Genomic DNA, 17,226 nt, shown 5'->3' on the forward strand with positions numbered 1-17,226 from the left:
GGTGGTCGATACGCTGCGGCCTGCGGTGCAAATTGCGCTTAGCTGTAGAGATAAGCCGAGGCGCGCGTAGGTTTTCAGTACCACAGCAGCGCCCCCTTCAGAACACCGTGAGTCTGAGGAGCGTCGCAATGCTGACCCTGAATATCAATGGCAAGGACCAGGAACTGGATGTCCCCGCGGACATGCCGTTGCTCTGGGTCTTGCGCGATGTCGCGCACTTGACCGGCACCAAGTTCGGCTGCGGCATGGCCCAGTGCGGTGCCTGCACCGTGCACGTCGACGGCGCGCCACTGCGCTCCTGCATTACGCCCACCACGGCGGTGGCCAACGGGCAGAAAATCCTCACCATCGAAGGCCTGTCCACTGACGGCTCGCACCCGGTGCAACAAGCCTGGGCCGAACTCGATGTGGTGCAGTGCGGCTACTGCCAGTCCGGGCAAATCATGTCGGCGGCGGCGTTGCTGGCGAAAATTCCGCAACCGACCGATAGCGATATCGATCAGGCACTGTCCGGCAACATCTGTCGCTGCGGCACCTATCCAAGGATTCGCGCAGCGGTCAAACGCGCCGCCGAGCTGGGTTGAGGTGACCATGAACGCCATCCGTCGGTTATCACGTCGTGGTTTTCTCAAGGGCAGTGCGGTGCTGGGCGGTGGGCTGGTGGTGGCGTTTGTCGTCCCCGGTGCCCATCGTTTTGCAGTCGGTGCCGAGAACCAGGGCAACGTGTTCGCTCCGAATGCGTTTCTGCGCATCGGCAATGACAACAGCGTGACCGTGTTGCTCGGTCATTCGGAAATGGGCCAGGGCATCTGGACCGGCCTGACCATGTTGATCGCCGAAGAACTGGACGCCGACTGGTCGAAAATCCGCGTTGAACATTCCCCGGCCTCGGCGGCCCTCTACGGCCTGGCCGGGTTTGGCGGGATGCAAATCACTGGCGGTTCGACCTCGACCTGGATGGAGTTCGACCGCTACCGTCAGGCCGGTGCAGCCGCGCGGTTGATGTTGGTCGAAGCGGCAGCCAAGCGCTTCAACGTTGCGCCCTCGCAGATTCGCACCGAGTCGGGGGTGGTTATCGCCGACGAGCAGCGCGCCACCTACGGCGAATTGGCCGATGACGCTGGCAAGCTGCCGGTGCCGGATCCAGCGTCGATCAAGCTCAAGGAAGCCAAGGACTGGACAATCATCGGCAAACCCACCAAGCGCCTGGACACGCCGGAAAAAATCACCGGCCGCGCGAAGTTCGGCATGGACGTGCAATTCGATGGCTTGATGACCGCGATGGTGGCCCGTGCGCCCGTGTTCGGCGGCAGCGTCAAATCTTTCGAAGGCGCCGGGGCGCTGGCGATACCCGGCGTGCACAAAGTAGTGCAAGTGCCAACCGGCGTGGCGGTGATCGCTGATCATTACTGGGCGGCGAAGCTGGGACGCGACGCACTGACGGTCGAATGGGATCTGGGGCCGAACACCGGGCTCGACAGCCTGAAACTGCTGGAGAGTTTCCGTAAGCTCGCTGCCACTCCCGGCCTTCCGGCCAGTCAGGCTGGGGATACCAAGTCCGCGCTGGCCAAAGCGAGCAAGACCATCGACGTCGAATACAGCGTGCCGTATCTGGCCCATGCGCCGATGGAACCGCTCAACTGCACGGTAAAGATCACCAAGGACAAATGCGAAATCTGGACCGGCACGCAGTTCCAGACGCTGGATCAACTGATCGCCGGGAAGATCACCGGACTCAAGCCAGAGCAGGTCGAAATCCACACCGAGTTTTTAGGCGGCGGTTTTGGTCGTCGAGCCAACCCGACGTCGGACTTTGTCGCCGAAGCGGTGCAGGTTGCGAAAGCGGCGGGCGGACCGGTGAAAACCGTGTGGGCGCGGGAGGACGACATTCGCGGCGGCTATTACCGCTCGGCGTTCCTCCATCAGGCGCGGATCGGTCTGGGTGCCGACGGTCTGCCCTTGGCGTGGAGGCATGTGATGGTCGGGCAATCGATCATGGCGGGCACTTCGCTGGAAGCGGCGATGGTCAAGGACGGCATCGACAAGACCTCCGTCGAAGGCGTGGCGGACAGTCCGTACCTTGAAGGGCTGGCCAACCATCAAGTTGAACTGCATTCGCCCCAAACCGGCATCAGCGTGCTGTGGCTGCGTTCGGTGGGGCACAGCCACACAGCATTCGTCATGGAATCGTTGATCGATGAGCTGGCCACGGCGGCGGGCAAAGACCCGGTGGAATACCGACGGACTTTGCTCAAGGAGCATCCACGGCACCTTGGTGTGCTCAATCTGGCGGTGGAGAAGGCCAACTGGAAAGCGCCGCTGCCGGACGGCCACGCCTTGGGTGTGGCGGTGCACGAGTCTTTCGGCAGCTACGTGGCGCAAGTGGCCGAGGTCTCCCAGGACAACCTGTCGATCCGCGTACACCGGGTGGTGTGTGCGGTGGACTGCGGGATTGCGGTGAACCCGCAGAGCATCGCCGCGCAGATGGAATCATGCATTGCCTTCGGCCTGGGTTTCACCTTGCACAGCAAGCTGACCTTCAAGGACGGGCAAGTGGTGCAGTCCAATTACCACGACTACCAGGTGCTGCGGCTCAACGAAATGCCGGTGGTGGAAGTGCATATCCTGCCCAGCAGTGAAAAACCCGGCGGCATTGGCGAGGCCGGTGTGCCACCCACGGCACCGGCCGTGGCTAACGCGGTGTTCGCCTTGACCGGGCAACGTCTGCGGGAGCTACCGCTGCAGCTGTCGGGGGTGTGAGATGAAACGACATCATTGGGTGCTGGGTGCGGTGCTGCTGCTGTGCCTTTTTATCTATGCCACGGAGCTGTTCGCCGAAGACCGGGAAGCCTTGAAGGCGTTCGAAACCGTGCAGAAAGTCTTCCAGAGCCCGCGTTGCCAGAACTGCCACATCCCCGGCGATTCACCGTTGCAGTTCGACGCCGGAAAACCCCACGCGATGAACGTCGTGCGCGGCATGGACGGCAAAGGCGCGGCGGGTTTGCCCTGTGCCACTTGCCACGCGGAAGTCAATCCACCGGACAGTTACGGCCCCAAGGCCCCACCGGGAGCGCCACATTGGAGCCTGCCGCCGGCCGCACACAAAATGGCCTGGATCGGCCTGCCGCCGGACAAGCTGTGTGCCCTGATCAAGGACCGCTCCAGCAATGGTGACCGTGATTTTGCGGCGCTGATCAAACATGTCAGCGAGGACAAATTGGTGCTCTGGGGCTGGAATCCGGGTGGCAATCGCGAGCCGGTGCCGGTCCCGCACGACATCTTCGTCGATCAATTCAAGGTTTGGGCGGATGCGGGGGGGCCATGCCCAGTGGGTAGCTGACCAACGGTGCGTCAACCGGGAGTCAAACCGAATCTAGGTGACTCTAAAGTACATCGTCGCCACTGGAGTAAGTGATGCTGATCCCAGGCAAATCTCACAAACCAGGCGTCTGCGCAGACCCTTTGCGCACGCCCGTGCAGGAACGCGAACTGTTGCGTGACCTCGCCCGCAAGGCTGAGCAAGCGCTGACAGGCGTGCAGATGGCGAGCATGGACGAGCTCACTTTGCTGCCCAATCGTCATGGTTTCATCGCATTGGCCAAGCTGGGCCTGGACGCTTGCGAACAATTAGCGCGGCCAGCGACGCTGTTGTTTTTCAACCTCGATGACTTCAAACGCATTAACTACCTGTTTGGCCGCACCGAGGGCGATAACGCCCTGAAAACCTTCGCCGACGTGCTGCGCATCGGCTTCCGGGAAAACGATGTGATCGGTCGGCTGGAAGGCGCGACCTTCGTCGCCTTGCTGACCGGTTCCGGTGCCGTCGATATCACGGCAATCAAGGCGCGGCTCGAAGAAATGCTCGACGAACGCAATGCCACGGCACATCGCGGGTATGACATTCGTTTCAGTATTGGGCAGATTGAGCATGATCCGACGGCTCATGGCACATTCGAGGAGTTGCTGGGTGAGGCGCAGAGGGTAATGAACCGTTAGCCCTATGGTTTAGTTATTGTCGATCAAATATATTCAGGCAATAGCTAGCTCCTGCGTCAGAGCCGCATTTCTGTTTGTCAAAAAAAAGCTTGTTCAGCTGACTTCCATTTATGGTCACTCCGGTCGTGGGCAAGTTTTCAATTTTGTAACTTTTACCAGGAGCAAGTTCAATGGTGTCTGGACTGCCCGCGACGGAAATTGAGTAAGTACTGCTGGCGGTCTTGTTGACTACGGTAAACCCTTGGTTTGTCATCTCGACCGCGGTTGCGTGTTGAGTTGCAGCAGCTAAAATAATCAAGGAAAAATAGAAGGCTTTCATGTTGGACTCCTTTTAATGGCTGTGTCTGACGATTTATGTGTCGCCTTAATCTTTTGAAAATAGCTGAATGCATAATGCCGTGTAGGTGGTTGTGCAGTTGGTGGATTCTGAAACGGTGATTGAGGTAACTGCCGGCGCATCGGCTGTTGTAGTTAAAAAGCCCCCTGCAACAGGGTATGGCGCTACTAAGAACATTTCTCCGGGGGAGAGGATTCTCTTGTCTTTGCCATATATCTCTGCAGTGATGACAGTTGATTTTGTCATGTTTCTGAATTGAATATCTCCATAACCTGCAGCGTAAACAGGCAGGGCGGAAATTAAACTGAGCGCTACGGTTAGTGATCTTATAAGCATGATTATATTCTCGCTGGTTTTTCAGTATTTGATCTTTATCTCTCTAACTTGGCTACTGTCATAAATTACAGGTTTTTGTGTTCGGTTAAGAATGTTTTGAAATTTCAGGCGGGATTTTTATTTCGAAAGGGGTTTCATGTTAAGAGAGTGTAACTACCGGTTGGATCAAGATATTGACCAGCCGATAGTTAGGCTTTCAATGGAGCTGTTTGTCCACGATAAGGGAATGACTTTCCCGACTATTTGGCAAACAACTGCCCAATATCCTTGAATGCCTTGAACTCCAGCGCATTACCGCAAGGATCAAACAAAAACATCGTCGCCTGCTCGCCCACCAGTCCCTGAAATCGAATCCCCGGCTCAATCACGAACCGCGTCTCCAGCGCTGTCAGCCGTTGCGCCAGTGCTTCCCATTCCTGCATTCCCAGCACCACACCGAAGTGCGGCACCGGCACGTCGTGGCCGTCAACCGCGTTGGTGTGAGCGGCTTCTTGCGAGGCATTTTTCGGCGCCAGGTGAATCACCAGTTGATGGCCGAAGAAATTGAAATCGACCCAATGGTCGCTGGAGCGACCTTCTTCGAGGCCGAACACGCTGCCATAGAAATGCCGTGCGGCGGCCAGGTCATAGACCGGAATGGCAAGGTGAAAAGGGGAAAGCTGCATTGAGAGTCGCCTCAGTAGTGGGGGGATTCCGGATGAGTTTAGTCCTGTGATTTTTGATTAAAAGAAGATAGTTTTTACACCGAGCTCAAATAATTTCGATCAATCGAGGCCGCTATGCTGCGCGAACTGAAAACCTTCATCGCCGTGACCCGTTACGGCACGTTCGCGGCGGCAGCAATGCACATCGGCCTGACGCAATCGGCGGTCAGCGCACAGATTCGTAACCTGGAACAGGCCCTTGGCATTCGTTTGTTCGACCGCACCGGGCGACAGGCGCTGCTCAATGCGGCGGGGCAGCGGGCATTACCCATGGCCCGAGAGATGCTGGAAACCTTCAGCCGTATGGCGGTAAGCGATGATGTCAGCGAGTACCGTGGCGAATTGAAAATTGGCGCGGTGGCTACGGCCCAAACCGGATTGCTGCCCCAGGCATTGTTGCGATTGCGTCAGCAGGCGCCACTCCTGGAACCGAAGCTGGTGCCCGGCGTGTCGCTCAATCTGTTGAGTCAGGTGGACACTGGCGAAGTGGATCTGGCGATCCTGATCAAACCGCCGTTCGACTTGCCCAAGGAATTGTCAGCGCAGGTGATTCGCCGCGAGCCGTTTGTGCTGATTGTCCCGGCAGACCTCGAAGGCGACGAGCCATTGCGATTACTCGCCGAACACCCGCATGTGCGCTACGACCGCAACTCGTTTGGCGGGCGCCTGGTGACGCGGTTCTTGCGTGAACAGCAAATCGACGTGCAAGTCGCGTTGGAGCTGGATGAGCTGGAAGCCATCGTCAAAATGGTCGAATGCGGTTTGGGGATTTCACTGTTGCCCGAGGCGGGATTGTGGCTTGAGCACGGGGCGAAGGTGCGGGTGATCCGCTTGGGTGAGTTGACGTTTTATCGGGAGATTGTGTTGTTGCAGCGTTATAGCCAGCGTCATCAGCCGATTCAGCAGTTGTTTGCGCGGTGTTTGTTGTGAACCGTGAAGATCGAAAGATCGCAGCGTTCGGCAGCTCCTGCAGAGTTCAATGTAGGAGCTGCCGAAGGCTGCGATCTTTTGATTTTGACTCCAATAAAAAACCCGCCAGACGAGGCGGGTTTTTGATGGGCTAACCGAAGATCACTCTTCGATGTTGCCCATGGCCGTGGTGTTGAAACCACCGTCCACGTACATGATTTCGCCGCTGATGCCGGACGCCAGGTCCGAGCACAGGAAGGCGCCGGCGTTGCCGACTTCGTCGATGGTGACGTTGCGACGCAGCGGGGTTTGCGCTTCGTTGGCGGCCAGCATCTTGCGGAAGTTCTTGATACCGGAGGCCGCGAGGGTACGGATCGGGCCAGCCGATACGCAGTTGACGCGAGTGCCGTCCGGGCCCAGGGAGCCGGCCAGGTAACGAACGCCCGCTTCCAGGGAAGCCTTGGCCATGCCCATCACGTTGTAGTTCGGCATGGTGCGCTCGGCGCCCAGGTACGACAGGGTCAGCAGGCTGCCGTTGCGGCCTTTCATCATTTCGCGGCCAGCCTTGGCCAGGGCCACGAAGCTGTAGGCGCTGATGTCGTGAGCGATGCGGAAACCGTCACGGGTGGTGGCTTCGGTGAAGTCGCCGTCCAGTTGGTCGCCCGGGGCGAAGCCGACGGAGTGAACGATGCAGTCCAGGCCGTCCCACTTCTTGCTCAGTTCTTCGAAGACCTTGGCGATTTCTGCATCGCTGGCCACGTCGCACGGGAAGCACAGCTCAGGGCTCGAACCCCAGCCCTGTGCGAACTCTTCGACACGACCCTTGAGTTTGTCGTTCTGATAAGTGAAGGCAAGCTCAGCGCCCTCGCGATGCATGGCGGCAGCGATGCCGGATGCGATGGACAGCTTGCTGGCGACACCGACGATCAGTACGCGCTTACCGGCGAGAAAACCCATGTGTTGCTCCTCTTTCAGGTTATTGCGCAGTGGCTGGAGCCAGGAAAGCGGCTTCCAGCAACTGCTGTGTATACGGATGTTGGGGGGCGGCAAAAATACTTTGCGCGTCTCCCTGTTCGACCACTTGGCCATGCTTGACCACCATCAGCTGGTGGCTCAGTGCTTTAACGACAGCCAGGTCATGGCTGATAAACAAATACGTCAGATTGTACTTGGCTTGCAGTGAACGCAGCAGCTCCACCACTTGGCGTTGAACGGTGCGGTCGAGGGCCGAAGTCGGCTCGTCCAGCAGAATCAACGCCGGTTTTAGCACTAATGCCCGGGCAATGGCGATTCTCTGCCGTTGCCCACCGGAAAATTCGTGGGGGTAGCGGTTCCGGGTTTCCGGGTCCAGACCTACCTCCTTGAGTGCCGCAATAATCGCTTGTTCCTGTTCCGCCTCGGTGCCCATCTTGTGGATCCGCAGGCCTTCGCCAACGATCTGGCTCACGCACATCCGCGGGCTCAGGCTGCCGAACGGGTCCTGAAACACCACTTGCATCTCCCGTCGAAGCGGCCTGACCTGTTGCTGCGTCAGGCAGTCTAGCTGTTTGCCTTCAAAACGGATGGTGCCTTTGCTGCCAATCAACCGCAGGATCGCCAGACCCAACGTGGATTTACCGGAACCGCTTTCTCCCACAATCCCCAGGGTCTGGCCTTGGGGCAGGCTGAAATTGATGCCGTCTACTGCTTTGACGTAATCCACGGTCTTTTTCAGCAGACCTTTCTTGATCGGGAACCAGACTTTCAGGTCCTCGACCGCCAGCAATGGCGGGCCAACCACGTTGGTCGCCGGTGTGCCGCTGGGCTCCGCTGCCAGCAGGATCCGAGTGTACGGATGCTGCGGTGCGCGGAACAACTCTTCGCACGATGCCTGTTCGACGATGCAACCGCGCTGCATGACACATACCCGATGCGCAATTCTTTTCACCAGGTTCAAATCGTGGCTGATCAGCAGCAATGCCATGCCCAGGCGAGCCTGCAATTCCTTGAGCAGTTCGAGGATTTTCAGCTGAACGGTCACGTCCAGCGCGGTGGTTGGCTCGTCGGCAATCAGCAGCTCGGGCTCGTTGGCCAGGGCCATGGCAATCATCACGCGCTGGCGCTGACCACCGGACAATTCGTGGGGCAGGGCCTTGAGGCGCTTGTGCGGCTCAGGAATGCCGACCATCTCCAGCAATTCCAGGGTGCGTTTGGTGGCGACTTTACCGACCAGACCCTTGTGGATACCCAGCACCTCGTTGATCTGCTTTTCGATCGAGTGAAGCGGGTTGAGCGAGGTCATCGGCTCCTGAAAGATCATTGCGATCCGGTTGCCGCGGATGTGGCGGATGGTTTTTTCTTTCAGGCTCAGCAGGTCCTGGCCGGAATACTCGATGGTGCCGGACGGATGCCGGGCCAGCGGGTAGGGCAGCAGGCGCAGGATCGAGTGCGCGGTCACCGATTTGCCGGAGCCGCTTTCACCGACCAGCGCCAAGGTCTCGCCACGCTTGATATCGAAGCTGACGCCTTCGACTACCCGCTGACAACGATCACCGACGACAAATTCGACGGCGAGGTCGCGCACTTCGATCAGATTGTCCTGATTCATTTCACTTCCTCGGGTCGAAGGCATCGCGAGCGGACTCGCCGATAAACACCAGCAAACTCAGCATCAAGGCCAACACCGCAAACGCGCTCATGCCGAGCCACGGCGCTTGCAGGTTGGATTTGCCCTGGGCCACAAGCTCGCCCAGTGACGGACTGCCGGCCGGCAAGCCAAAGCCGAGGAAATCCAGGGCGGTCAGTGTGCCGATGGCACCGGTCAGGATGAACGGCATGAAGGTCATGGTCGAGACCATGGCGTTGGGCAGGATGTGGCGGAACATGATCGCGCCATTCTGCATGCCCAGCGCCCGGGCCGCGCGTACGTATTCCAGATTACGCCCGCGCAGGAACTCGGCGCGAACCACATCCACCAGGCTCATCCAGGAAAACAGCAGCATGATGCCCAGCAGCCACCAGAAATTCGGCTGGACGAAACTGGCGAGAATGATCAACAGATACAGCACCGGCAACCCGGACCAGATCTCCAGGAAGCGCTGCCCGGCCAGATCGACCCAGCCGCCGTAGAAGCCCTGCAACGCCCCGGCAATCACTCCGATGAGCGAGCTGAACAGGGTCAGTGTCAGGGCAAACAGTACGGAAATGCGGAAGCCGTAAATCACCCGGGCCAACACATCGCGGCCCTGATCGTCAGTGCCCAGCAGGTTGTCCGTCGACGGTGGTGCGGGGGCCGGGACTTTCAGGTCGTAGTTGATGCTCTGGTAGCTATAGGGAATCGGCGCCCACAGCACCCAGGCGTCCTTGGCCTTGAGCAATTCGCGGATGTACGGGCTCTTGTAGTTGGCTTCCAGCGGAAATTCGCCACCGAAGGTGGTTTCCGGGTAGCGCTTGAGTGCCGGGAAATACCAGTTGTTGTCGTAGTGCACCACCAGCGGTTTGTCGTTGGCGATCAACTCGGCGCCGAGGCTGGCGCCGAACAGGATCAGAAACAGCCACAGCGACCACCAGCCACGCTTGTTGGCCTTGAACAGTTCGAAGCGCCGGCGATTGAGCGGGGACAGGTTCATCTCAATGCTCCCGGCTTTCGAAGTCGATACGTGGATCGACAAAGGTGTAGGTGAGGTCGCCGATCAGTTTCACCACCAGACCGAGCAAGGTGAAGATAAACAGCGTGCCGAACACCACCGGGTAATCGCGGTTGATCGCCGCTTCGAAACTCATCAGACCGAGGCCGTCGAGGGAGAAAATCACTTCCACCAACAGCGAGCCCGTGAAGAAGATGCCGATGAACGCCGACGGGAAACCGGCAATCACCAGCAGCATCGCGTTGCGGAACACGTGGCCGTACAGCACGCGATGGTTGGTCAGGCCCTTGGCCTTGGCGGTGACCACGTACTGTTTGTTGATTTCATCGAGGAAGCTGTTTTTGGTCAGCAGGGTCATGGTCGCGAAGTTGCCGATCACCAGCGCGGTCACCGGCAGCGCCAGGTGCCAGAAGTAATCGAGCACCTTGCCGCCCATGCTCAGTTCGTCGAAGTTGTTCGACGTCAGCCCGCGCAACGGAAACCAGTCGAGATAGCTGCCCCCGGCAAACACCACGATCAGCAGGATGGCGAACAGAAACGCCGGGATCGCGTAGCCGACAATGATCGCCGAACTGGTCCAGACGTCGAAGTGGCTGCCGTGCCGCGTTGCCTTGGCGATCCCCAGCGGGATCGACACCAGGTACATGATCAGCGTGCTCCACAACCCGAGGGAGATCGATACGGGCATCTTTTCCTTGATCAGGTCGATGACCTTGGCGTCGCGGAAGAAGCTGTCGCCGAAATCCAGGGTGGCGTAGTTCTTGACCATGATCCACAAGCGTTCCGGCGCCGATTTGTCGAAGCCGTACATGTGCTCGATTTCCTTGACCAGTGCCGGGTCCAGGCCTTGTGCGCCGCGATACGCGGAGCCGGCCACCGACACTTCCGCGCCGCCACCGGCGATGCGGCTGGTGGCACCCTCGAAGCCTTCGAGCTTGGCGATCATCTGTTCCACCGGCCCGCCGGGGGCGGCCTGGATGATCACGAAGTTGATCAGCAAAATGCCGAACAAGGTCGGGATGATCAGCAGCAGTCGCCGAAAAATATACGCCAGCATCTGATTACTCCGTGCCCGCAGGGTCGGCTTGCAGTTTGGTTTCGATCTCTATCGCCGGTTTGGCATCGGGCTTGACCCACCAGGTGTTGATGCCAATGTCATATTTAGGCGAGACCTTGGGGTGACCGATGTGGTTCCAGTACGCCACGCGCCAGGTTTTGATGTGCCAGTTGGGGATCACGTAATAGCCCCATTGCAGCACGCGGTCCAGTGCGCGCGCATGGGCCACCAGGCTTTTGCGCGAATCGGCGTTGATCAGTTGTTCGACCAGTTGGTCTACCACCGGGTCTTTGAGGCCCATGGAATTGCGGCTGCCGGGTTTGTCGGCAGCTGCGGTCATCCAGAACTCGCGTTGTTCATTGCCCGGTGAGTTGGACTGCGGGAAGCTACCGACGATCATGTCGAAGTCCCGTGAACGCACGCGATTGACGTATTGCGAGACGTCGACCCGGCGGATCACCAGGTCGATGCCCAGGTCGCTCAGGTTGCGTTTGAATGGCAATAGCACCCGTTCGAACTCGGTCTGGGCCAACAGGAATTCGATGGTCACCGGTTTGCCAGTGGTGTCGACCATTTTGTCATCGACGATGCGCCAGCCGGCCTCTTGCAACAGCTGATAAGCCTTGCGTTGCTGGGTGCGGATCATGCCGCTGGCATCGGTCATCGGGTTCTGGAATGCCTCGTTGAACACTTGCTCGGGAATCTTGCCGCGGAACGGATCGAGGATCGCCAGTTGATCGGCATCCGGCAGGCCGGTGGCGGCCATTTCCGAATTCTCGAAATAACTGCGGGTGCGCGCGTAGGCGCCGTTGAACAATTGCTTGTTGGTCCACTCGAAGTCCAGCAACAAAGTCAGGGCCTGACGCACCCGCACGTCCTGGAACAGCGGGCGACGCAGGTTGAACACGAAACCCTGCATGCCGGTGGGGTTGCCATTGGCAATCTGCTCCTTGATCAGACGGCCTTCGGTCACCGCCGGGATGTTGTAGGCGTTGGCCCAGTTTTTCGCGGTCATCTCCAGCCAGTAATCGAACTGCCCGGCCTTGAGCGCCTCCAGCGCGACGGTGTTGTCGCGGTAATAGTCGGTGGTCATCACGTCGAAATTGTAAAAGCCGCGGTTGGCTGGCAGGTCCTTGCCCCAGTAATCCTTGACGCGCTCGTAGCGCACCGAACGACCGGCCTTTACCTCGGTGACTTTGTAAGGACCACTGCCCAGCGGAATTTCCAGGTTGCCTTTGTTGAAGTCACGGGTGGCCCACCAATGTTTGGGCAGGACTGGCAACTGACCGAGGATCAACGGTAGTTCGCGGTTGTTGTTGTGCTTGAATTTGAACAGCACTGTGAGCGGGTCCTCGGCGACGGCTTCATCGACGTCGCTGTAGTAACCGCGGTACATCGGCGCGCCGTCTTTGATCAGGGTCTGGAAGCTGAACACCACGTCCTCGGCACGGATCGGATGGCCGTCGTGGAAGCGCGCTTCGGGGCGCAGGTAGAAACGCACCCAGGTGTTGTCAGGGGCCTTTTCGATCTTGCCGGCGACCAGCCCGTACTCGGTGAACGGTTCATCGAGGCCCTGTTTGGCCAGGGTGTCGTAGATCAAATTGATGTCGTCCGCTGCAACCCCCTTGCTGATAAACGGGTTGAGGCTGTCGAAGCCACCAAAACCGGCCTGACGGAATTTACCGCCCTTGGGCGCGTCCGGATTGACGTAATCGAAATATTTGAAATCGGCCGGGTACTTCGGTGGCTCGTTGTACAGGGTCAGGGCATGTTGCGGCGCGGCGCAGGCCAGCCCGGCGAACAACAGGGCGCTGGCCTGCAGGAGCAGGGCGCTTGCTGGTTTCATTGATCTTTCTCCGAAGATTTCAGCCACCACGCGCTCAGGCCCAGGGTGTAGGGCGGCGTGGTGACGAAGGCCAACCGGTTGCGGTAAGCCAGGCGGTGATAATTGAGGTACCAATTGGGAATGATGTAGTGCTGCCACAGCAGCACGCGATCAAGGGCCTTGCCGGCGGCGACTTGTTCATCGCGGCTTTGCGCCGCGAGCAGTTGTTCGAGCAAGTGATCGATCACCGGGTTGGCGATGCCAGCGTAATTCTTGCTGCCCTTGATCCCGGCCTGGCTGGAGTGAAAGTACTGCCATTGTTCCAGGCCGGGGCTGAGGGTCTGGTTGAGGGTCATGAGGATCATGTCGAAATCGAACTGGTCGAGGCGCTGTTTGTATTGGGCGCGATCAACCGTACGCAGCCGTGCGTCGACGCCGATGCTGGCGAGGTTCTCGACATAAGGCTGAAGGATGCGCTCCAGGTTCGGATTGACCAGCAGGATCTCCAGACGCAGCGGTTGTCCGGCTGCGTTCTGCAAGCGCTGGCCGTTGAGTTTCCAGCCGGCCTCGGCGAGCAGCCCCAGGGCTTTGCGCAGGGTTTCCCGGGGGATGCCAGCGCCTTGGGTCTGCGGCAGGCTAAAGGGCTCGGTGAACAATCTGGCGGGCAATTGCTCGCGATAGGGCTTGAGCATCAGCCATTCATGACCCACCGGCAGGCCGGTGGCCGAGAACTCGCTGTTGGGGTAGTAACTCATGGCGCGCTGGTAGGCGCCGCTGAACAGCGTACGGTTGGTCCACTCGAAATCGAACATCAAGCCTAGCGCTTCGCGAACCTTGGCCTCGGCAAACGGCGGGCGGCGGCTGTTCATGAACAGGCCTTGGCTCTGGGTCGGGATCTGGTGCGGAATCTGCGCCTTGATCACATCGCCGCGGCGGATTGCCGGGAAGTTGTAGCCGGTGTCCCAGTTTTTCGCCTGATGTTCGATGTAGATGTCGAACTCGCCGGCTTTGAAGGCCTCGAACGCCACGTCGCTGTCGCGGTAGAACTCGACTTCCATTCGGTCGAAGTTGTACTTGCCACGATTGACCGCCAGGTCCTTGCCCCAATAATCCTTGACCCGTTCGAACACGATCTGTCGCCCCGGCGTCACCGAAGTAATGCGATACGGCCCGCTGCCCAGCGGCGGTTCGAAAGTGGTGGCCTTGAAATCGCGACCTTTCCAGTAATGCTGCGGCAGCACCGGCAATTCGCCCAGGCGCAGGATTTGCAATGGATTGCCGGCGCGCTTGAAGACGAAGCGAATACGTTGCGGGTTAAGGATATCGACACGCGACACTTCCTGAAGGCTGGTGCGGTACTGCGGATGTCCCTCCTTGAGGAGCAAGCGGTAGGAGAACGCCACGTCGTAGGCGGTGATCGGCGTGCCATCGTGGAAGCGTGCTTCGGGGCGCAGGTTGAATACCACCCAGCTGCGGTCCTCGCTGTACTCCACCGATTGGGCGATCAGGCCATAACTGGAGGTTGGCTCGTCGCCGGACGGCGCGTACTGGCCAGTGCCGACCATCAACGGTTCGTTGAGTTCGTTGATGCCGTATTGCAGGAAGTTCGGCGTGGTAACCGGGCTGGTGCCCTTGAAGGTGTAAGGGTTGAGTGTATCGAAGGTGCCAAACGCCATCACCCGCAACGTACCGCCCTTGGGCGCTTGCGGGTTGACCCAGTCGAAGTGGGTAAATCTGGCCGGGTACTTGAGCGTGCCGAACTGCGCATAACCATGGCTTTCGCTGATCGTCGCGCTTGCGGTGGAGCTCAAGGCCAGGCTGATCAGGAACAGGAGGAGGGGACGCTTCAAGTCAGAGATCCGATCCAGGCGGCTTGGGCTTTGTGGGCCGTACAGTAACAGCTTGTATGGACAGGAAAAAGGCGGGGGATTTGGGCGATCACAATCCTGTAGGAGCGAGCTTGCTCGCGATGATGGTCGACGATGCCCCGGGGGGCCTGAATCAACTCGGTGCCCTTGGGTTTTTCGCGAGCAAGCTCGTTCCTACAGTTTTAGTGCGGGTTGGCAACCGTCAACATCTGACCTGGCTTCAAGGCTTGACCGACACGCGGGTTCCAGCGCTTGAGGTGTTGCATTTCGACGTTGAAACGCTTGGCTACCATGTACAACGAGTCGCCTTGCTGGACCTTGTATTGGGTCTGCGGCTTCTCGGTCTTGGTTTTGCTCTTGGTGTTAGACGCAACCACGGTATTGATGCGCCCGGAGCCGCGTTTGCTGGTGTCTTGCACCTGCATGACCAGCGTCTGGCCAGGCTTGATGTTTTTGCCGCTCAACTTGTTCCAGCGTTGCAGGTCTTTGATGTCTACGTTATTGGCCTTGGCGATGGTGCCCAGGCTGTCGCCGCGCTTGACCTTGTAGTTGCGTTTGACGCTCGCCACGGCGGTGTTGTCGGCGTTGTCAAAGACTGGCTTGAGCTGTTTCTTGCTGATCAGCTCTTCAGGACGCATGGTCTGAAGGCTACTGGTCAGCAGTTGCGCCTTGGACGTCGGCACCAGCAAATGCTGGGGGCCGTCGATGGTGGTGCGCTGTTTGAATGCCGGGTTGAGCTGGAACAGTTCGTCTTCGTCGATGTTGGCGACTTCAGCGACCTTGGACAGGTCCATGCGCTGGTTGATTTCGACGACCTGGAAGTACGGTTCGTTGGCGATCGGATTGAGGTTTACGCCATAGGCTTCAGGGGCCAGTACCACTTGCGAGAGCGCCAGCAACTTGGGCACGTAGGCCTGGGTTTCGGCGGGCAGCGGCAGGTTCCAGTAATCGGTTGGCAGACCGAGCTTTTCGTTACGCTCGATAGCCCGGCTGACCGTACCTTCGCCAGCGTTGTAAGCCGCCAGGGCCAGCAGCCAGTCACCGTTGAACATGTCGTGCAGGCGGGTCAGGTAATCCATCGCCGCAGTGGTCGAGGCGGTGATATCGCGACGGCCATCATAGAAACGGGTTTGGCGCAGGTTGTAGTAACGCCCGGTGGAAGGGATGAATTGCCAGAGACCCACCGCGTCAGCCCGGGAGTAGGCCATCGGGTTGTAGGCGCTTTCAATCACTGGCAGCAATGCCAGTTCCAGCGGCATGTTGCGTTCTTCAAGGCGTTCGATGATGTAGTGAATGTAGAGACTGCCACGCTCACCGGCGTTTTCAAGGAACGACGGATTGCTGGCAAACCACAGGCGCTGTTGCTCGATGCGCGGGTTGACGCCCAGGCCATCCTGCAACTGGAAGCCTTGACGCATGCGCTCCCAGACGTCCTGCGGAACCTGCGGGCTCGGCTTTTCGCTGAGCCAGATCGGTTTCTGCTTGGCACGCGCGGCAATATTCGGAGTGTGCGCCGCGTCGGTTTGCGGCACATGGCTTGAACAGCCTGCCAATGTCGCGGACACAGCCACCGCTATGGCTTGAGCCAGGCGGGTCAATGCATCCGAATTGATGGCTTTACGAATAGGTGACGACATTGGCTGGAAGTAAGTTCCGGGCAAAAATGTCGGGCGATTCTAGAAAGCGCACCCCCTGCGGTCAACCATTCAGAATTTTTGGACCATCGTGCAAGGTCTTTAGAACGTGTCTTTCCAGGCTCTCAAAACCGCAAAAACCATATCGGGCGCAGAGTTATGTGTGCCGGTCCGTTCGTCCGCTTTTTCTTTAACAGATGTTTCAGCGGTGCGTAAAAACGGGTTTGTGCGTTTTTCCAGAGCCACCGTGGACGGCAGCGTGATGATCCCGGCCTCCCGTTGCCGAGTGACCGTTGCGAGGCGTTCTTGAGTGTCCGGATTGCCGGGCTCGACCGCTGCGGCGAAGCGCAGATTGCTCAGCGTGTATTCATGGGTGCAATAGACATGCGTGTCCTCGGGAAGGGCCGCGAGACGCGACAGCGAGGTGTACATTTGCAGGGGCGTGCCCTCGAACAAACGTCCGCAACCGGCAGCGAACAGGGTGTCGCCGCAAAACAGCAGGCCGCGATGATAATAGGCAATGTGACCCAGGGTATGGCCGGGTACGGCGATGACATCGAAGTCATGGCCCAGCACATTGATGCGGTCGTTATCCTTGAGGGCAACATTGCACTCCGGGATGTTTTCGCTGGCCGGGCCATAAACGGTGGCATCAGTGGCTTTTTTCAGCCGCTCGACGCCGCCGACGTGGTCATGATGATGGTGAGTGATCAGAATGTCGCTCAGGACCCATTCCGGGTGTTCCGCAAGCCAGGCTTGAACCGGCGCGGCATCGCCCGGATCGACCACGGCGCAGCGCCGGGTACTGGGGTCCTGTAACAACCAGATGTAGTTGTCGGTAAAGGCGGGCAGGGCTGTGATCTGTATCATCGTCGGATTCGCCAAGCTGAAAACAAAGGCGCATCTTAGAACTTCCTGGCGCGTTGGAGAATGC

At 58.9% G+C, this 17,226-nt stretch carries 16 protein-coding genes; 5 read left to right on the forward strand and 11 right to left on the reverse strand.

The window, feature by feature from the left end; genetic code table 11:
- Window positions 1-128: 128 nt before the first annotated feature.
- The 4 genes from KUF73_RS07990 to KUF73_RS08005 all read left to right on the forward strand — a co-directional run bounded on the left by KUF73_RS07990 (window position 129) and on the right by KUF73_RS08005 (window position 3,996).
- Complete coding sequence (locus tag KUF73_RS07990) at window positions 129-584, forward strand: (2Fe-2S)-binding protein (protein ID WP_218437499.1); 456 nt, start codon at window positions 129-131, stop codon at window positions 582-584.
- Between the two features lie 7 nt (window positions 585-591).
- Window positions 592-2,760, forward strand: a complete 2,169-nt coding sequence (locus tag KUF73_RS07995; RefSeq protein ID WP_218437500.1) for a xanthine dehydrogenase family protein molybdopterin-binding subunit — start codon at window positions 592-594, stop codon at window positions 2,758-2,760.
- Between the two features lies 1 nt (window position 2,761).
- Window positions 2,762-3,340, forward strand: a complete 579-nt coding sequence (locus KUF73_RS08000; protein ID WP_218437501.1) for a hypothetical protein — start codon at window positions 2,762-2,764, stop codon at window positions 3,338-3,340.
- A 74-nt stretch (window positions 3,341-3,414) separates the two neighbouring features.
- On the forward strand, window positions 3,415-3,996 hold the full coding sequence (locus tag KUF73_RS08005; protein ID WP_218437502.1) for a GGDEF domain-containing protein: 582 nt from the start codon (window positions 3,415-3,417) through the stop codon (window positions 3,994-3,996).
- Between the two features lie 13 nt (window positions 3,997-4,009).
- Here KUF73_RS08005 and KUF73_RS08010 read toward each other — a convergent pair whose 3' ends face one another.
- From KUF73_RS08010 to KUF73_RS08020, 3 genes are all read right to left on the reverse strand, one after another.
- Window positions 4,010-4,315: a hypothetical protein gene (locus KUF73_RS08010; RefSeq protein WP_218437503.1), complete on the reverse strand. Its 306-nt coding sequence runs from the start codon at window positions 4,313-4,315 to the stop codon at window positions 4,010-4,012.
- 45 nt (window positions 4,316-4,360) lie between these two features.
- The gene (locus KUF73_RS08015; RefSeq protein ID WP_218437504.1) at window positions 4,361-4,669 is read right to left on the reverse strand and encodes a hypothetical protein; all 309 of its coding nucleotides are present in this window, start codon (window positions 4,667-4,669) and stop codon (window positions 4,361-4,363) included.
- Window positions 4,670-4,908: 239 nt separating this feature from the next.
- Window positions 4,909-5,334, reverse strand: coding sequence for a VOC family protein (locus KUF73_RS08020; protein ID WP_218437505.1), 426 nt, complete (start codon window positions 5,332-5,334; stop codon window positions 4,909-4,911).
- 114 nt (window positions 5,335-5,448) lie between these two features.
- Between KUF73_RS08020 and KUF73_RS08025 the strand changes: the two genes are divergently transcribed.
- A complete protein-coding gene (locus tag KUF73_RS08025; RefSeq protein ID WP_218437506.1) occupies window positions 5,449-6,303 on the forward strand; it encodes a LysR family transcriptional regulator in 855 nt (284 codons plus the stop codon).
- A gap of 141 nt (window positions 6,304-6,444) precedes the next feature.
- On the opposite strand, the gene fabI is transcribed toward KUF73_RS08025, so the two are convergent.
- The 8 genes from fabI to gloB all read right to left on the reverse strand — a co-directional run bounded on the left by fabI (window position 6,445) and on the right by gloB (window position 17,162).
- Complete coding sequence (gene fabI / locus KUF73_RS08030; protein ID WP_150768896.1) at window positions 6,445-7,239, reverse strand: enoyl-ACP reductase FabI; 795 nt, start codon at window positions 7,237-7,239, stop codon at window positions 6,445-6,447.
- Window positions 7,240-7,258: 19 nt separating this feature from the next.
- The gene (locus KUF73_RS08035) at window positions 7,259-8,869 is read right to left on the reverse strand and encodes an ABC transporter ATP-binding protein (protein WP_218437507.1); all 1,611 of its coding nucleotides are present in this window, start codon (window positions 8,867-8,869) and stop codon (window positions 7,259-7,261) included.
- 1 nt (window position 8,870) lies between these two features.
- Complete coding sequence (locus KUF73_RS08040) at window positions 8,871-9,890, reverse strand: ABC transporter permease (RefSeq protein WP_130210695.1); 1,020 nt, start codon at window positions 9,888-9,890, stop codon at window positions 8,871-8,873.
- A gap of 1 nt (window position 9,891) precedes the next feature.
- On the reverse strand, window positions 9,892-10,965 hold the full coding sequence (locus tag KUF73_RS08045; RefSeq protein ID WP_218437508.1) for a microcin C ABC transporter permease YejB: 1,074 nt from the start codon (window positions 10,963-10,965) through the stop codon (window positions 9,892-9,894).
- A 4-nt stretch (window positions 10,966-10,969) separates the two neighbouring features.
- The gene (locus KUF73_RS08050; protein WP_218437509.1) at window positions 10,970-12,811 is read right to left on the reverse strand and encodes an extracellular solute-binding protein; all 1,842 of its coding nucleotides are present in this window, start codon (window positions 12,809-12,811) and stop codon (window positions 10,970-10,972) included.
- A complete protein-coding gene (locus KUF73_RS08055) occupies window positions 12,808-14,622 on the reverse strand; it encodes an extracellular solute-binding protein (RefSeq protein ID WP_371135435.1) in 1,815 nt (604 codons plus the stop codon). The genes KUF73_RS08050 and KUF73_RS08055 overlap by 4 nt, the downstream gene beginning before the upstream one ends.
- Before the next feature lie 218 nt (window positions 14,623-14,840).
- Window positions 14,841-16,295 carry a transglycosylase SLT domain-containing protein gene (locus tag KUF73_RS08060; protein ID WP_218437511.1) on the reverse strand — a complete coding sequence of 485 codons (1,455 nt, stop codon included), beginning with the start codon at window positions 16,293-16,295 and terminating at the stop codon, window positions 14,841-14,843.
- A 99-nt stretch (window positions 16,296-16,394) separates the two neighbouring features.
- Complete coding sequence (gene gloB, locus KUF73_RS08065) at window positions 16,395-17,162, reverse strand: hydroxyacylglutathione hydrolase (RefSeq protein WP_218437902.1); 768 nt, start codon at window positions 17,160-17,162, stop codon at window positions 16,395-16,397.
- Between the last annotated feature and the right edge of the window lie 64 nt (window positions 17,163-17,226).

The organism is Pseudomonas sp. PD9R (assembly GCF_019200975.1).
Classification (GTDB): domain Bacteria; phylum Pseudomonadota; class Gammaproteobacteria; order Pseudomonadales; family Pseudomonadaceae; genus Aquipseudomonas.

Coding starts and splice junctions, on each gene's coding strand:
- KUF73_RS07990 (WP_218437499.1), top strand. CDS start 129: ATGCTGACCCTGAATATCAATGGCAAGGACCAGGAACTGGATGTCCCC.
- KUF73_RS07995 (WP_218437500.1), top strand. CDS start 592: ATGAACGCCATCCGTCGGTTATCACGTCGTGGTTTTCTCAAGGGCAGT.
- KUF73_RS08000 (WP_218437501.1), top strand. CDS start 2,762: ATGAAACGACATCATTGGGTGCTGGGTGCGGTGCTGCTGCTGTGCCTT.
- KUF73_RS08005 (WP_218437502.1), top strand. CDS start 3,415: ATGCTGATCCCAGGCAAATCTCACAAACCAGGCGTCTGCGCAGACCCT.
- KUF73_RS08010 (WP_218437503.1), bottom strand. CDS start 4,315: ATGAAAGCCTTCTATTTTTCCTTGATTATTTTAGCTGCTGCAACTCAA.
- KUF73_RS08015 (WP_218437504.1), bottom strand. CDS start 4,669: ATGCTTATAAGATCACTAACCGTAGCGCTCAGTTTAATTTCCGCCCTG.
- KUF73_RS08020 (WP_218437505.1), bottom strand. CDS start 5,334: ATGCAGCTTTCCCCTTTTCACCTTGCCATTCCGGTCTATGACCTGGCC.
- KUF73_RS08025 (WP_218437506.1), top strand. CDS start 5,449: ATGCTGCGCGAACTGAAAACCTTCATCGCCGTGACCCGTTACGGCACG.
- fabI (WP_150768896.1), bottom strand. CDS start 7,239: ATGGGTTTTCTCGCCGGTAAGCGCGTACTGATCGTCGGTGTCGCCAGC.
- KUF73_RS08035 (WP_218437507.1), bottom strand. CDS start 8,869: ATGAATCAGGACAATCTGATCGAAGTGCGCGACCTCGCCGTCGAATTT.
- KUF73_RS08040 (WP_130210695.1), bottom strand. CDS start 9,890: ATGAACCTGTCCCCGCTCAATCGCCGGCGCTTCGAACTGTTCAAGGCC.
- KUF73_RS08045 (WP_218437508.1), bottom strand. CDS start 10,965: ATGCTGGCGTATATTTTTCGGCGACTGCTGCTGATCATCCCGACCTTG.
- KUF73_RS08050 (WP_218437509.1), bottom strand. CDS start 12,811: ATGAAACCAGCAAGCGCCCTGCTCCTGCAGGCCAGCGCCCTGTTGTTC.
- KUF73_RS08060 (WP_218437511.1), bottom strand. CDS start 16,295: ATGTCGTCACCTATTCGTAAAGCCATCAATTCGGATGCATTGACCCGC.
- gloB (WP_218437902.1), bottom strand. CDS start 17,162: ATGATACAGATCACAGCCCTGCCCGCCTTTACCGACAACTACATCTGG.